Annotated in this window: 11 protein-coding genes; 3 read left to right on the forward strand and 8 right to left on the reverse strand. The window is 50.7% G+C overall.

What is annotated here, in order from left to right; all coding sequences use genetic code 11:
* Positions 1-127: 127 nt before the first annotated feature.
* Entirely contained in the window at positions 128-1,432 is a 1,305-nt protein-coding gene (gene metK, locus IEV97_RS04885) for a methionine adenosyltransferase (protein ID WP_188500413.1), read from the reverse strand.
* 310 nt (positions 1,433-1,742) lie between these two features.
* On the opposite strand from metK, the gene IEV97_RS04890 reads away from it, so the two are divergent.
* Complete coding sequence (locus tag IEV97_RS04890) at positions 1,743-2,561, forward strand: phosphatase PAP2 family protein (RefSeq protein WP_188500414.1); 819 nt, start codon at positions 1,743-1,745, stop codon at positions 2,559-2,561.
* Between the two features lie 200 nt (positions 2,562-2,761).
* Here IEV97_RS04890 and IEV97_RS04895 read toward each other — a convergent pair whose 3' ends face one another.
* From IEV97_RS04895 to IEV97_RS04920, 6 genes are all read right to left on the reverse strand, one after another.
* A complete protein-coding gene (locus tag IEV97_RS04895; protein ID WP_188500415.1) occupies positions 2,762-5,164 on the reverse strand; it encodes a prolyl oligopeptidase family serine peptidase in 2,403 nt (800 codons plus the stop codon).
* 96 nt (positions 5,165-5,260) lie between these two features.
* Positions 5,261-6,931 carry an amidase gene (locus IEV97_RS04900; protein ID WP_188500416.1) on the reverse strand — a complete coding sequence of 557 codons (1,671 nt, stop codon included), beginning with the start codon at positions 6,929-6,931 and terminating at the stop codon, positions 5,261-5,263.
* Positions 6,932-7,072: 141 nt separating this feature from the next.
* The gene (locus tag IEV97_RS04905) at positions 7,073-8,548 is read right to left on the reverse strand and encodes a RagB/SusD family nutrient uptake outer membrane protein (protein WP_188500417.1); all 1,476 of its coding nucleotides are present in this window, start codon (positions 8,546-8,548) and stop codon (positions 7,073-7,075) included.
* Positions 8,549-8,565: 17 nt separating this feature from the next.
* Positions 8,566-11,733, reverse strand: a complete 3,168-nt coding sequence (locus tag IEV97_RS04910) for a SusC/RagA family TonB-linked outer membrane protein (RefSeq protein ID WP_188500418.1) — start codon at positions 11,731-11,733, stop codon at positions 8,566-8,568.
* A 327-nt stretch (positions 11,734-12,060) separates the two neighbouring features.
* The gene (locus IEV97_RS04915; protein ID WP_188500419.1) at positions 12,061-12,447 is read right to left on the reverse strand and encodes a TM2 domain-containing protein; all 387 of its coding nucleotides are present in this window, start codon (positions 12,445-12,447) and stop codon (positions 12,061-12,063) included.
* Positions 12,448-12,450: 3 nt separating this feature from the next.
* On the reverse strand, positions 12,451-12,780 hold the full coding sequence (locus IEV97_RS04920; RefSeq protein ID WP_188500420.1) for a DUF2752 domain-containing protein: 330 nt from the start codon (positions 12,778-12,780) through the stop codon (positions 12,451-12,453).
* A gap of 113 nt (positions 12,781-12,893) precedes the next feature.
* Between IEV97_RS04920 and IEV97_RS04925 the strand changes: the two genes are divergently transcribed.
* Both IEV97_RS04925 and IEV97_RS04930 read left to right on the forward strand, forming a co-directional pair.
* Positions 12,894-13,109 carry a YgaP family membrane protein gene (locus tag IEV97_RS04925; protein WP_188500421.1) on the forward strand — a complete coding sequence of 72 codons (216 nt, stop codon included), beginning with the start codon at positions 12,894-12,896 and terminating at the stop codon, positions 13,107-13,109.
* Positions 13,110-13,167: 58 nt separating this feature from the next.
* Complete coding sequence (locus tag IEV97_RS04930) at positions 13,168-13,701, forward strand: dihydrofolate reductase family protein (RefSeq protein WP_188500422.1); 534 nt, start codon at positions 13,168-13,170, stop codon at positions 13,699-13,701.
* A 118-nt stretch (positions 13,702-13,819) separates the two neighbouring features.
* On the opposite strand, the gene IEV97_RS04935 is transcribed toward IEV97_RS04930, so the two are convergent.
* The gene (locus IEV97_RS04935) at positions 13,820-15,085 is read right to left on the reverse strand and encodes a DEAD/DEAH box helicase (protein WP_188500423.1); all 1,266 of its coding nucleotides are present in this window, start codon (positions 15,083-15,085) and stop codon (positions 13,820-13,822) included.
* Positions 15,086-15,567: the final 482 nt, after the last annotated feature.

Below are 15,567 nucleotides of genomic sequence, written 5' to 3' on the forward strand. Positions count from 1 at the left end.
TCTTGCTCGTCTCTTGCATATAAGTCAACTTTTGTGTCAACTCATTTCAGGACGGTACACAGGTATAAAACAAAAGGCCTGCTGATTGCTCAGCAGGCCTTTTTTATGGTGCAAGGTATAAAGCAGGTTACAACCCGAACTCTGCCTTGATCTTGTCTACATAATCAAGCTTCTCCCAGGTGAAGGTCTCGAACTCCCTCACCTCTTTAGTGCCGTTTACAGATACTTCTACCTGCTTCTTGCCCGGCGTTCTGCCCATGTGGCCGTATGCGGCTGTTTCAGAGAAGATCGGGTTCTGCAGGCCAAAGCGTTGCACGATCGCGTACGGGCGCATGTCGAACAGCTTGTTTACCTTCTCGGCAATCTCACCATCGCTCATCAGGTTACCGCTCGCGTCCTTTACTTTGGTAGAGCCATAGGTGGTTACGTACAAACCTACCGGCTTGGCCACGCCAATGGCGTAAGCCACCTGCACCAGCACCTGATCGGCTACGCCGGCCGCTACCAGGTTCTTGGCGATGTGACGCGTGGCGTACGCTGCGGAGCGGTCCACCTTAGAAGAGTCCTTACCCGAGAAAGCGCCACCACCGTGCGCACCTTTGCCACCGTAGGTGTCTACGATGATCTTGCGGCCGGTCAGGCCTGTGTCGCCGTGCGGACCACCGATCACGAATTTGCCGGTTGGGTTGATGTGGTAGGTAATCTTGTTGTTGAACAGCTTCTGGATGCGCTCCGGCAATTGCTTCAGCACGCGTGGGATCAGGATACTGTCTACATCAGCTTTGATCTTGGCCACCATCTGCTTCTCAGCTGATAGCTTGGCGTCATTGCTGTCGTTTTCCGGTAACACAAACTCGTCGTGCTGGGTTGAAATCACGATCGTATCGATCTCCTCCGGCACATGGTTATCGCTGTAGCGGATGGTCACCTGCGACTTGGCATCCGGACGCAGGTACGTCATCTCCTTGCCTTCCTTGCGGATGGCGGAGAGCTCCTCCAGCAGCAGATGCGAAATGCTCAGCGCCAACGGCATGAAGTTGTCCGTTTCGTTGGTGGCATAGCCAAACATCATGCCCTGGTCGCCAGCGCCCTGGTCTTCCGGGTTGGTGCGCTCCACCCCCTGGTTGATGTCCGGGGACTGCTCATGTATAGCCGATATCACACCACAGGCGTCGGCATCGAACATATATTCTGATTTGGTATAGCCTATACGCTTAATCACGTCGCGGGCGATCTTCTGCACATCCACGTATGCTTCCGTCTTCACTTCGCCGCTCAGCACAACAAGTCCTGTCGTAACCAGCGTTTCGCAAGCCACTTTAGACTGTGGGTCTTGCTTTAAAAATGCATCTAAGAGGGCATCAGAAATCTGATCCGCTACTTTATCCGGGTGTCCTTCTGATACAGACTCGGAGGTGAACAAATATGGCATCTCAATGATGGGTTTAGGTACAAAGTATAAACCAACTGCCGGAAACGACAGCGATTGCAAAGCTACGGCAATTCCGCCACAATAAAAACGATCATTTACACAGGGTATACTTGCATTTAAAACCTAATCGCTCAGCCAAACTTTATACCTGCAGAATTGTATATAACAGATAAGAACCAATTACTCTGAAGCATAGCTAAGTGCCAGGCAAAAGATTGTTACAAGGCATCGTAACTAAACAAAAGCTATACAAAACCTTTTATATATAGCCTCGTTTCATTCATTAAAATTGCACATTTAAGACTCAACGATGAAAAAATATATTCTGATGATATGGTGTCTGGCTATGACAGCACAGGTCAGCCTGGCCCAAAACGATTCTCCTTACAGAACGAAATTTGCAGTAGACGCCCCCATAACGGTAGCAGGCATGGGCCTCAGTTATTATGGCCTCACCCGCATGCAGGACAAAGACGGGCTGACCGAAGAGCAGATCGCCAACCTGAACAAAAACCAGGTCAACAGCTTCGACCGCTTCTCTGCCGGTTGGCACTCCGACCAGGCCAAGAAAGTAAGTGACATCCCGTTCTACGGCTCTTTTGCGCTTCCGCTGCTACTGGCTTTTGACGACGATGTGCGTGGCAATGCAGGTCAGGTATTCGGCATGTATGTGCAGACCATGGCCATCACAGGCGCCCTGTTCACGATGTCGAGTGGTTTTAATCCGCGTACAAGACCCCTGGTGTATAGCTCGGAGGTTGAGATAGAGGACAAGACCCGTGCCAATGCCCGCAACTCCTTTTATGCCGGCCACACTACAGCGGCAGCGGCGGCTTCTTTCTTCTTTGCCAAGGTGTTCCATGACTTCAACCCGGACTCGCCTGCCCGCACCTACGTGTGGTTAGGAGCTGCCGCTGTACCTGCTACCGTCGGTTACCTGCGTTTGCGAGCAGGCAAGCACTTTCTGAGTGATAACCTGCTGGGCTATACGGTAGGTGCAGCTGTTGGTATTTTGGTACCGCAATTACACAAAAAGTCTAATAGCAGTGGCTTGTCACTAAGCCCAACCATCATCCCAACATTTACTGGCACTGCTTCGCAGGGAGCTAACCTGAGCTATACCTTCTAAGCTGCGGTATAAGGACCGTGCTGTTATCCGTTACTCCGCTCCCGCTGAAACCAATTCTGGCGTTTCGATACCAGGGTTAGGAGCAGGAAGCGAAGGGTTGATTTGCAATAGCTGATAAAGTGCTGCTTCCTTTGACAAGCGACATAAAAAAAGCGTCCGGCAGAATCTGCCGGGCGCTTTTTATTGGCTGTATGTGTGTTTTACTTTTTAAGGTTCTCCTCAAAGAGTTTGTAGATGCGCTTGTATTCGTCGGTCCAGCTGGCTGGTTCTGTGAAGCCGTGGTCCTCTACCGGGTACACGGCCAGTTCCCAGTTGTCTTTGCCCAACTCGATCAGGCGCTGGGTCAGGCGCACCACATCCTGGAAGTGCACGTTGGTGTCCACCATACCGTGGCAAATGAGTAACGCTCCCTTCAGGCCTTCGGCATAGTAGATCGGCGAACTCTTGGCATAGGCCAGGCTGTCGAGCTGCGGTACGTTCAGGATGTTGGAGGTATAGCCGTGGTTGTAATGGGCCCAGTCGGTAACGGATCGCAGGGCTGCGCCGGCGGCAAACACATCCGGCTCTGTGAACATGGCCATCAGCGTGATGAAGCCGCCGTAAGAACCACCGTAAATACCGATGCGTTTTGGATCCACGTTATACTTGTCTACGAGCAGCTTGGCACCATCCACATGGTCGCTCAGGTCTTTGCCGCCCATAAACTGATAGATTCCGGTGCGCACGTCGCGGCCGTAACCAGCACTGCCACGGTAATCGATGTCCAGCACGGTATAACCGTTGTCAGCCAGGAAGTTGTGGAACATGTACTCTCTGAAGTAAGAGCTCCACCACTTGTGGGCGTTCTGCAGATAGCCGGCACCGTGCACGAAGATCACCGCAGGGCCATTCGCCACCGCTTTCGCCGGACGGTACAATCGGGCGTATACGTCCTCTCCATCACTTGCCTTGAAGCTGATCACCTCCGGTTCGCGCCAGTTGTAGGACTTGAACTCGTCGGTAAGTGATTGCGTTACCTGGCGTGGCTTGGCTCCTTTTTTGTTGTCCTGCACAAACAACTCCCAGGGCTTGTTGCTGTAAGAGTAGCGGATGGCCAATGTCTTTTCGTCCGGCGACAGGGTTACTTCGTGCGCCCCGGTACCAGAGGTCAGTTGGGTCATCTCACCACCGTTGATCGGCATTCTGTAGAAGTGCTTCTCGCCCGGGTGTACCTTGTTCGCTGTGAAATACCAGTTCTTTTTGTCTTTGGAGATCTGGGGACCGGAAATCTCAAATTTGCCACTCGTAAGCGCTTTCTTGCTGCCATTGGTCAGGTTCACCGCATACAGGTGCGAGTAACCGCTCTCTTCGGACTGAAACCATACCTGCTCGTTATCCGGCATGAACCCGATGTCACCGGTACCGAAGCCTATACCTGGCCCATTGACCCAGGCTTCGTCGCGCTGGCGGTCGAGTGTGCTCAGTTTACCGGAAGCCGGATCAAGCTTCAGGATCCAGCGGTCTTTGTTATCGGCTGCGCGGGCTACCATCACGGCATGCTTGCCATTGTCTGACCACACGGGTCCAAACAGGGTTACGGCGCGTGCTTCTGTTTTGACAGGTTTAGTGGCAGGTTCTTTGGCGGTGCTTGCCTTCGTGTCGCGGTCGCGGAGATAGGCTGGCTGGTCGTTTATACCTTCAATACCCCCTACCTGCAGCGCATAGGTTGTGTCACGGCTGATATCGTACACAAATGACTCGAACGTTGCCTGCGCATCGCCTACCTTGGTGCGGGTGTTGATATCCTCGGTATAGCCCGTCGAGGTCACGAAATCTGGCACGATGGCTACTTTGGCATTCTTCGGACGCGTCACCATCCGGTAACTGATGTAGCGCTCGTCCGGGCTGAGCACGATGTTATCCACTGACTTGTCGCCAATGTAAATCTCCTTGGGCCTTTTTGGATTGTCGGCTTTCTGCTGTTGCTTGGCTGCCTTGCTATCTGCTTCGCGGTCGCGTACGATCTGCAGGAGGGCTAGTTGCTGCTCTTTCAGCCAGTCACGCTGTGGATTTTTGCCCTCTTCAGCCGGTTTGTTTCCCTTTTTGAAGTCAGTTAATTGTGCTAACTGGCCATTAGCGATCGTCCACAGGTATAAGTTACCATCTTTCACGAAGGCCACCTTCTTCTCGTCATGGCTAAACGAAGGACTGTTCTCGCGCTCTACCGTATTGGTGATCTGCTGCGTCCTGCCACTCTTAATATCGAGCAGGTAGAGGTCGCCGTTCTGCTCGTATACCTTCTGGGTTTTGGCTCTGTTATAACGGGCGTTCCAGGTTCCTGGCAAGGCTCGGCGTTCCTGCGCGCTCACCTTTTTCAGATTACTGCCACTAGCGGTTACGCTGTAGAGTGAGTCTTTGCGGTTCCCGTCCGGATTCCAGCTAAAGTAGATCTTCTTGCCGTCCTCTGACCAGAACACATTGCTCGGAGAGGTGCCGATCCAGGTCGGGTCGCGCATTATCTTCTCCACACTCAGCTTGCTGCTGTTTTCCTGCGCCTGTACTGCGGCACCGCCAGCCAGCACGAGCCAAGACATCAGGAGAAGGGCTTTCTTCTTAAGAAGCATAATAGTTGATTAGATTGTTGTTTGAGATAAAATTAAGCGATAAAATTCAAACTTACCAAACGGAGGCATATACCTCTTCCTGCCTGGGGCTATACCTTACTTGTTGCTACTTAGTGCCATAGGCGGACGCTGCTCGTCATGGTTCGTCAGATCCTGGTACAGCTTGGCCAAAGCCAATACTTTTGCCTCCCCGTAGAGTTGGCCCATGAAGGTGGTCGTCGTTGGCATGCCGTTTTTCTGGAACCCATTCGGCAACACTACACAGGGGTGACCGCTCAGGTTTGTCATCACCAGGTTACTGCCTGCAAAGGATGGGCTCAGGTATACGTCTATCCCTTTGAGCTTCTCGTGCATTTGCTGGATGATGAGCGAGCGCACACGCTGTGCCTGCAGGTACTCCACGGCGGTAATGAAGCGTCCTGCCCGGAATATATTTGGCCAGGCATTCCTATGCTGCTGCACCATCAGGCTGTCGCGGCGGCTACGGGTCAATTCGTCAAAGGCGGCGGCGCCTTCCACTGATATGGTCATGGTCAGGTCGCGGGCGGGCAGGTCAGGCAGTTCGATCGGCACCAGTTCTATACCTGCTTTTCGGAGTGCGTCCAGTGTGGCTTTGTCGTTTTCTTTGAAAGGATAGTCACGGTCAAAGTCTTTTTGCAGGTAGCCGACCCGAAGCTTCCGCACATCCACGTTTTTGTTGTAATTAAACGGCGCATCTACAACGGTCAGGTCCTTTCCATCAGGTCCGTAGATAGCGTTGAACACAATGGCACAATCCTCTGCAGAGCGGGCGATCGGGCCGATCTTATCCATCGACCAGCTCAGGGCCATGGCTCCATGCCGGCTCACCCGGCCAAACGTAGGACGCAGCCCTGTCGTGCCGCAAGCTGTTGAAGGCGACACAATAGAGCCCAGCGTCTCGGTCCCGATTGCAAATGGGAGCAATCCTGCTGCCACCGCTGCAGCCGACCCGGCTGAGGAGCCACTTGAGCCTTTCGTGGTGTTCCAAGGCGAGCGGGTCTTGCCGCCATACCATACATCGCCCATCGCTAGTTCCCCTAGTGTCAGCTTGGCAACCAGTACTGCACCCGCCTGCTCCAGCCGCTGTACAACTGTGGCATCCAGGTCAATCTGCTGATCTTTGTAGGGCACGGAACCCCAGGTTGTTTTATATCGTTTGGTGGCCAGCAGGTCTTTCACGCCATAGGGTATGCCGTGAAGCATCCCTTTGTATTTCCCGGATTTTATCTCCTGATCAGCACGCCTTGCCTGCTCCAGGGCTAGTTCTTCGGTTAGACTGGTCACACATTGCAAGGTAGGTCCATGCTGCTTCAACCGGCCCAGGAAGAACTTAGTAAGTTCCTCGGAGCTGATCTGCTTTGTGCGTACCAGCTCCGCCAGTTGAGGGACAGAATAAAAAGCGAGTTCTTCTCGGTTAGCAGGCAGCTTTATATCTTTCCTACGCTCCACCTCAAACTTTTCGCGCTTTTGCTCCAACTCAAACCCGACAGGTATAGGGTTAAACTGCAGAGCAGGTGCGACATCATTCGTCACCGGCTGCTTTCTGATGCGCTGGTAGCTTTCCCGGAATTCCGCAACACTGGCTGTGGCGGAGTCCAGCTGCGCATCCGTGAAATTCAGGCCGATCACTTGCTGCGCATTTCGCAGCACATCCACTGTGATCTTGTCTTCAGCCAGCTTCATTACAAAAGCTCCTGACAGGAAGCATGTGGCTCCGAGTATTGAATAGGTATAGGATTTTTTCATAGAAACATTCAGCTGTATTTGAGAGCTTTAAGTTAATAATTCTGATCCACTTATAGCTTTTACTACTGTAATATTAGTTATAAAAAAACCGCCCCCTGCAGAGCAAGGGGCGGTTTGTAAATTCTAAGTATTCAGAATCTGTTAAGGGTTCTGATCACCAGCAGACAAAGCCTTGTTGTTATTAAGCTCGTCCTGAGGAATTCTGAACAAGATCTGTGGATCCGTGATAGAACGCTCTTTTACCAGGATAAGTGCCTCAACGTGCTCGCCGTTAGGTCCAGTGCCGGTGATTCTCTTAACTGGCCTGTTCAGACGTTTCAAATCCAGGATAGAGAAACCTTCGCCCCAAAGCTCGATTCTTCTCTGGATCAGGATCTCTTCGATCAGGGCTGTACCAGAAGTTGCAGGAGCTACATACTGTGGATCTCTTGCTTTCACAAGCGTCTCAAGTACCGCTACCGCCTCTGCGTCTCTACCAAGTCTTGCAAGTGCCTCGGCCTCGATCAAGTACATTTCAGAAGCTCTCATCAGCACGTAGTCAGCTGCCCATGAACCAGCACCTGGCAGACGGAACTTCAGAGAAGTGTAGTTGTAGTAAGTACCTTTGTTATCAGCAGAAGGAGCCTGTACGATTTCTCTACGAACGTCAGTAGCTGACATTTTCTCGTAAAGTTCTCTTGTGATCAACTTCGTGCTACCCAAACCGGCGTAACCACCTGCGGTGTTTGCCATGTGCGAAAAGAAAGAAGCGTAGATCGTAGACTGGTCGTTAGGAATCTGAAGACCCCACATCCACTCGCTGTTTGATGCACCGAAACCAGCTTTGTAAGTAGCTGCGTTCATCAGCGTATAACCCTGACGAGCTTCGTTTGCTTTTGTAGCAGCTCTCTCCCAGTTCTCCATCTGCAAGGCTACACGAGCCTGAAGACCTTTAACAGTCTTCTGGTTGATGTGAGAAACGTGGTCTTTCGATTTGCCTTCCAACAATGCTTCAGCTGCATCAAGGTCAGCGATGATCTGGTTGTATACTTCCTGTACAGTACCACGGCCTTTACCTTCAGTAGTTGGCTCTGTGTATACAGGCACACCTGGGGCATTCTCGTTGCCTTTGTACGTATGCTGGAACAGGTTAACCAAATAGAAGTAAGAGTGCGCTCTCAGGAACAGGGCGTTGCCTTTGATGTAATCTCTACGCTCCTGCGTACCAGTAGCCTCATCCACATTAGAAATGATCAGGTTCGCATTGTTGATGGTTCTGTAGTAGTATCTCCAGGTACCGCCGGAACGAGACGTCTGGGTAGCTGTTCCGTAAGCAGAGTGGTTGTACTCTGCCACAAACCAACCGTAACCACGTACTGGTGTGATCACGTCGTTACCCATCATGTCCATGGTCAGGTCATATGACTTCTGACCAAAGTGACCGTGGCTACCATCCATCGATGTCCACATAGAACGGTAGATGCCGTTCAGGGCTACTGAAGCGCCTTCTGTAGAAGAAAACACCAAATCATTTGGCACCTGAGACTTAGGAGTTGTCTCCAGGTACTCTTTCTCGCAACCCGTCAGCACTAAAACTGCCAGTGCCAGCGGAGCTAGTTTTTTAACTATATTTTTCATACTAATAATATTCCTAATTAAAAGTTAGCGTTTAGACCAAGCGTGAAAGTACGCATCACTGGGTAAGTGAAGTCTGATGTACCAGTGAAGCTGCGCTGTGGGTCCATACCTTCGTTCTTCGTGAAGATCTTGGCATTGTCAACAGATACGAATGCACGCATGCTGTTTACACCTACTTTTGAAGTCAACGTGTTAGGCAGAGTATAACCCAGGTTGATGTTCTTGATGTTCAAATAAGAAGCGTCGAACAGCCATCTTGATGAAGCACCGTCCTGCGTTGCCAAACCTTGCTGCAGTCTAGGAACATCTGTGTTGGTGTTCTCTGGAGTCCAACGGTTCAGCATGTCCTTGCTGAAATGTGTACCGTATGTGCCTCTGTGCATCAAGCTACCGTAGTTGCTGTCGTAGAATTTACCACCAACCTGGAAAGTCATCAGAACAGCAAGGTCGAAGCCTTTGTAACGGAATGAGTTAGTAAAACCACCCATTAAGTCAGGTATAGCAGAACCCTGATAAGCATAAGTAGCGTTGTTGATAGCATTCGTTACTGTATCCTGGCCGATGATCTGGTAAGCTGGGTTATTTGCCTTATACAGTGTGTGGTCAGTGCGGTACAATGCATCACCATTAGATGGGTCTACACCATAGTACTCACGCAGCCAGAAATCGTAGATGTTCTGACCTTCAGCATAACGTTTAGTACCCTCTATAATTGGATTACCATCTGGCAATTTTGTGATCTTGTTGGTATAGCTGGTCAGGTTCAAGTCCATTCTCCAATCAAAATCGTTAGTAGATACAGCGTTGTAGCCTAACTGCAGTTCCCAGCCATTGTTCTTCATTGTACCAATGTTTTCCCACTTACCTAGGCCACCTGTAGAGTAAGGAAGTGGAATCAGGAACAACAGGTTATTAGAAATTCGCTCGAAGTATTCAACCGTACCTTCTACTTTATTGAAGAACTTGAAGTCAGCACCAATGTTAAAGTTAGCGTTAGATTCCCACTGCAGATCCATTGCTGGAAGTGAGGTTACCAGTGCACCTGGTGCATTCACGTTGTTCCAACCCAGTGAGTAAAGTCCTTGCCAGGCGTAATAGTTCTGCGAGCCATCTAAATTCAAGGTATTTTCGTTACCCTGCTCACCGTAGCTACCTCTCAGTTTCAATTCATCAACCCACTCAGCGTTGAAGAAGTCTTCTTCTGAAATTCTCCAGCCTGCACCAATGGAGAAGAAGTTACCCCAACGTGTATCTTTGTGAAAGCGGGAAGATCCGTCTCTTCTGAAGCTGGCAGAAGCCAGGTATTTATCAGAAAGGCTATAGTTCAACTGAGTGAAGTATGACTCGATTTTGTGATCTTCAAAGTCAGAAGTACCATCAGTCAAAGTTGCTGCAGAAGCGAGCTCAGTTGTACCTGGGAATGCAAAACCAGTTTTAGTGGCAGATACGTTTCTGCTCTCCCAATCATAATTTTCGTGGCCAGCCAAAGCTCGTAGGCTGTGGTTGCCGAACTGCTTGTTCCACGTCAATACCTGGTTGAAGGTATATGAAAGAGTTCTTCTATCAGACTTGGTAGAGCGACCGCTAACGTTCGCGGCATCACCGAACTGTGAGTTTTGGTAGGTAGTACCGAAGCCGTTATAGTAGTTACCACCGAAAGTTGTCTTGAAAGTAAAGTCCTCCAGGAACTTAACCTCAGCAAATGTATTCACAGTTGCCTCGCTTCTTCTCAGGGATCTTTCGTCAAGAGCCAGTGTACCAAGTAGGTTAGAGTTTGGTGCATATGGTCTGGCACCCATTTGGCTGGCATTACCCCAGTCAAGTGCATTACCACCACGGATTGGATCCGTTACGAAATTACCTTCGCCATCACGCTGCCATACTGGATAGATTGGGCCCATGTAGCGAGAGTAGTAGAATGGGTTAGATGTAGCAGTACCGGTTGCGTAGTTACCCTGGTTCTCAGACATGTTACCGGCAATATTGATACCTGACTTTAACCAGTCAGTTATTTGCGTATTGATGCTTGCACGCGCGTTTACACGATCATAACCAGAGAATTTAGCGATACCATCTTCTTTAATATAACCAACAGACAGGTAGTAATCGCTCTTCTCAGCACCGCCAGACACGTTCATGCTCAGGTCCGTACGGTTAGACTGCTGGAACAACTCCTCAGCCCATGAGTCGCTGTAAAGTAGACGGGCATTTGGGTTCAGACGACCAGTGGCCGGATCGATTACCTGGTTGCCAGGTACGTTGAATGGGTTGTATACAAGTCCGTTACCACCTGCAATGTTATCAGAAGCAAATTGGTTAGCAGCTGTGAGATCCTGGCCAGGCTGAGGCGCGCCTCCAAGCTTTGCGTTACGCATCGCTTCCCACATCAACTCATAGTACTCCTGCTCGTTAACACGGTCGTACTCTTTGATAGCACGATCAGAAACACCTCTTCTCAGGTTAACCGCAATGCTAGGCTTGCCAGTCTTACCTCTCTTAGTTGTGATCATGATCACACCGTTCGCAGCACGTGAACCATAAAGAGAAGACGCAGCCGCATCTTTCAATACCGTTACAGACGCGATGTCGTCAGTTGAAATAGACTGAAGTGTACCGCTGAAAGGAACACCGTCTACTACATACAGCGGCTCGCTGCTTGAGTAGATAGAACCAATACCACGAACACGCACAGATGCGTTAGAACCAGGAGCACCACCACCGTTGGTAGTCTGTATACCTGGCACAAGGCCTTCCAGTACGCGTGTAACCGAAGTCACCTGCTGTCTCTCGATCGCTTTTGTCGTGATAGTTGACTCAGCACCAGTGAAGGCCGTTTTCGCAATAGTACCGTAAGGCACCTGGATCACAACTTCTGACAGCTGCTTGCTGTCCATTTCCAATGCCACGTTAATAGAAGTATTTGCGCCAATCGCCACTTCTTGTGCCACGTATCCGATGTAACGGAACACCAGGGTGTTCGCATTTTCTGGTACGTTTACGCTGAATGAACCGTCTGCATTCGTTGCTGTACCAGTAGTGGTACCTTTCACAACTACAGATACCCCAGGAAGAGGTACTCCGTCCCCTGCCCCCGTAACTTTACCTGTTATTGTCCTGCTTTGTGCCGCTACCTGGCCCAAAAGCGCAAACAAAAACAAGAAGTTAAGTAGTAATACTTTCTTCATAAACTACACTTGTTTTGTTAGGTTGATGATAAATAGATTAGATAATAGAATAGTTTTATCACCAAATATAGGCATTAAAAACATTTAACAAAACCTTAACAAAGATTCTGCGTAATATTTTCCTTGCCCTTTAAAATCCCTCTGACGGCGCCTAAAGGCACAAAATGGCCTTTGCAGCACATTGAAGGCCACATAATTCGACAAAACATATATTTTGTTAGAGAACAGCCAAGGCATGTCTCTACCTAGAACGGAATTAATTTCCAATAAAATCTACGATCTGTACACGGGGTGTTATAACAAGCGTATAAGCATCCGTAACAAAGGCTAAACGTCGTAGTCCCCGGAGCCTCCGTAAGCGCCTGACTGGGCCATGACGATGGCATGCGCCTGCTGTGCTTCCTTGATGTTGTACTCGAATGCCAGGCGCTTGTAGTTAATCAAATCGATGATAGTGCCTATAAAACACAGGCCGCCCGTAAAGATGTAAAGCAGCCCCATGCCTATATGCCCTAATACAAAGCGATGCACGCCGGCTACCCCGAAGAAACCGATGGCGGCCGTTATGAGCACCAGCAATGGTTCACGGCGCCGCGCTCTGTAAACGGACACAAACTGCTGTGCCTCGTGGTCCGACATGGAGTTCAGCAAACCTTGCACATAAGCCATCTCATCGGGCTCAAGCTCAGGCATTAAATTAAATACATTAGCCATAGTTTATAGTTTAGAGTGATGCAGGTATAATTTGCGGAACTGCGCGAACAGCCCCGTCACACGCCAGCTTAGCAGCAACAACGCTGGCACCCCCAGCGGGTGGGCCTGCCAGGAAGATTCCAGTTCTCCCCTAAACAGGTAAGCGATGCTATGCCCAAGACCGCAACCAGGGCAGCCGCCCTGCCATACCCAACTCACCGGGCACAGGCTGAACAGGTGGTCGCCCGTGGGTTCCATACCGGCCAGCAGCAACAGGCCCAGTAGCCAGGCACCGGCCTCCGGCATGACACTGCGTGCCGCATAGAAGGCACTATTTCTGTTTATCGCTTGCATTGCCCCTATAAGGTATAGTTAATATCATGATTGTCCAAATTATAACACAATCATTTTAGAACATCTTCCTGCAGGTGTCTCGTATGAAAGTAAAAGGTATAAAAGATATCAGTATGGAATGTAACGTAGGATTGACTGAGCAAAAAGTTCGTGTGTTGGCAGGACTAGCCATCATTGGGGTGGGAGCCTATTACAATATAAAGGCCTTGTCGGCTATCGGCGTTATACCTATCCTGACAGGTATGCTGCGCTATTGCCCCGTAAACCAGGCGCTCGGCTATAATGGCTGCGCAGGGGAAGAGCATCGGGTAAAAAGCGCGGTGCTCTAATTTTTTATAGTACCTTACCTGTCATACCTAAGCGCCGGCTTTACGTACCTATAGCGCTATGAGAAAGATCATCCTATACATTGCGGCCAGCACCGACGGGTACATTGCCCGACCTGACGGGAACATTGACTGGCTGCACGACAAGAAGTACAACATCCCGGACGAGGATTTCGGCTACAGCGCTTTTCTGCAAACCATCGACACTACCCTGATGGGGCACAATACCTACCGTGAAATCCTGGGCTTCGATATGCCATTCCCCTACCCCGAACTGAAAAACTACGTCTTCAGTCGTTCGAAGCAGGAGGAGGCCGAGCATGTCTCGTTTGTGAGAGACGGGGCGGTGGACTTTATCGAAAAGCTCAAGGAGCAGCCCGGTAAGGACATCTGGCTGATAGGCGGCGGCATGTTGAACGCCACAGTGCTTAATGCAGGCCTGCTGGACGAGATCATCCTGACCTACATCCCAATCGTGCTGGGGAAAGGCATCCCGTTGTTTTCTGCGGAGACCGAAGAGCATAAACTGAAACTGATCCCGACCGAAAACAAACTGTACCGCAATGGTTTCCTGCAGGTCAGGTATAGCTGCTAAGGCTTATAATTCTAAGGTTACTTTTCCTCTATGTTGATACTTATATCCTGCTCATAAAAGAAGCCTGCCGGACGGTTTTGTCTGGCAGGCTTCTTTTACATAGGATGTATCCTTAAGACTATTTCTTTTTCTTGGCCTTCGCTTTGGCTTTTTTGGCTTTGGCCGCCTTCACTTTCGACTCTGTTTCCTCTGCTTCTTTCATCAGGGCTTTCCAGTCAAACTTGGCTTCCGGGCTGAAGTCGATGGTGGCTTCGCGGTCCTCCGGGTCGAGTTGCAGCACTTTAATGTCTTTGGTAAGGTAAGTCTGTATCTCGTCCAGGATCGGCTTCTCTTCGGAGCTGCAGAACGAGACGGCTATACCTTTGGCGGTGCCACGGCCGGTACGGCCCACACGGTGCACGTAGTTCTCGGGCTGGTCGGGCAGGTCGTAGTTCACCACGTAGTCCACGTTGGGTATGTCAATACCGCGGGCGCTCACGTCGGTGGCGATCAACAGTTTCACGTCACCCTTCTTGAAGCGCTTCATCACGTCGGTGCGGTCTTTCTGCTCTTTGCCGCCGTGTATACTGAGGGCTTCTATACCTACGCGCTCCATGGCTGCCACCACGCGCTCGGCACGCACCTGCGTGCGCACAAAAGCCAGTATCTTCTTATCCGGATTCTCCTTCACGACACGCTCCAGGAAGAAGCGCTTCTCGTCCATCTCCACATACATCACAGAGTGGTCCACGTTCTTGGACACGGGGTCTTTCGGAGAGATCTGGATGCGCACCGGCTTGTTAACCAGCGAATAGGCCAGTTCCTTGATCTTTTCGTTGATGGTAGCCGAGAAGAACAGCGTCTGGCGCTTGCGTGGCAGCTTGGTGATGAGCTGGCGGATGTCGTGGATGAAACCCAGGTCGAGCATGTGGTCGGCCTCGTCAAGCACCAGCACCTCCACGCGCTCCAGGCGGATGTAGCCTTGGCTCACAAGGTCGAACAGGCGGCCGGGTGTGGCCACCAGGATGTCTATACCTGCCTCCAGCCTGGCAATCTGCGGCCCCTGCTCCACGCCCCCGAACACGCAGAACGTCTTCACGCGGGTATAGCGTCCCAACTCCTCAAACACTTCGGTGATCTGCAAGGCCAGCTCGCGGGTCGGCACCATCACCACGCATTTGATGCCGTCGGAGCGGCGGCGGTTAATGGCGTACTGCAGCCTGTCGAGGATAGGTATAGCGAAGGCGGCGGTCTTGCCCGTGCCGGTCTGGGCGATGGCCAGCACGTCCTCCCCTTTCATGATGGGCGGTATGGCTTTGAACTGGATATCGGTCGGTTTGCGGAAACCAAGCTTGTCCAGGCTCTTCTTGATCTCGTCGGATATGCGGTAATCTTCGAACTTCATGGTGTTGCGTTACTGGTTAGCTACTGACCATTACGCAGGGCCGCAGCGAAATGCAAAGGTACGGCTTCTTTTTCTGATTTAATTCGACTGCCAGAAAAGAGGTGCCGGCTTCTAAGGCATAGGCTGCGTAGCAGATTACGAACCTACTGGTTTCTGCAGCCCGCCAAATGAAATTAACCAAGCCATTATTTAAAATTCAGAAGCAAAATAAAACTTATTTGATAGCTTTACTATTGTAAGGATAAGTTGTTATAACTTTGCCGCCCTGCTAAACGAATATAAGTTGGATCAGCAGACAGGTATCAGCCAAAACAAAGGGAAAGGTATGCGCTATGCCGGATACGACAAACCCACTACATGTTTCCCTACCCCCAGCTGGGCCGCATAACGGCGGAGACAGCCCAGCAGCAAGTGTCTTCTGCCGGACCTGTGCCCCTACCGAAATGGGCGCGCACTGGGGAGAACACTTGAAACAGCAGATT

Origin of the sequence: Pontibacter amylolyticus (genome assembly GCF_014638845.1) — a bacterium.
GTDB classification, from domain to species: Bacteria; Bacteroidota; Bacteroidia; order Cytophagales; family Hymenobacteraceae; genus Pontibacter; species Pontibacter amylolyticus.

Excerpts from the sequence above, each read along its gene's own strand:
- IEV97_RS04920 (WP_188500420.1), bottom strand. The coding sequence starts at position 12,780 with ATGCAAGCGATAAACAGAAATAGTGCCTTCTATGCGGCACGCAGTGTC.
- IEV97_RS04890 (WP_188500414.1), top strand. The coding sequence starts at position 1,743 with ATGAAAAAATATATTCTGATGATATGGTGTCTGGCTATGACAGCACAG.
- IEV97_RS04915 (WP_188500419.1), bottom strand. The coding sequence starts at position 12,447 with ATGGCTAATGTATTTAATTTAATGCCTGAGCTTGAGCCCGATGAGATG.
- metK (WP_188500413.1), bottom strand. The coding sequence starts at position 1,432 with ATGCCATATTTGTTCACCTCCGAGTCTGTATCAGAAGGACACCCGGAT.
- IEV97_RS04900 (WP_188500416.1), bottom strand. The coding sequence starts at position 6,931 with ATGAAAAAATCCTATACCTATTCAATACTCGGAGCCACATGCTTCCTG.
- IEV97_RS04930 (WP_188500422.1), top strand. The coding sequence starts at position 13,168 with ATGAGAAAGATCATCCTATACATTGCGGCCAGCACCGACGGGTACATT.
- IEV97_RS04935 (WP_188500423.1), bottom strand. The coding sequence starts at position 15,085 with ATGAAGTTCGAAGATTACCGCATATCCGACGAGATCAAGAAGAGCCTG.
- IEV97_RS04895 (WP_188500415.1), bottom strand. The coding sequence starts at position 5,164 with ATGCTTCTTAAGAAGAAAGCCCTTCTCCTGATGTCTTGGCTCGTGCTG.
- IEV97_RS04925 (WP_188500421.1), top strand. The coding sequence starts at position 12,894 with ATGGAATGTAACGTAGGATTGACTGAGCAAAAAGTTCGTGTGTTGGCA.
- IEV97_RS04905 (WP_188500417.1), bottom strand. The coding sequence starts at position 8,548 with ATGAAAAATATAGTTAAAAAACTAGCTCCGCTGGCACTGGCAGTTTTA.
- IEV97_RS04910 (WP_188500418.1), bottom strand. The coding sequence starts at position 11,733 with ATGAAGAAAGTATTACTACTTAACTTCTTGTTTTTGTTTGCGCTTTTG.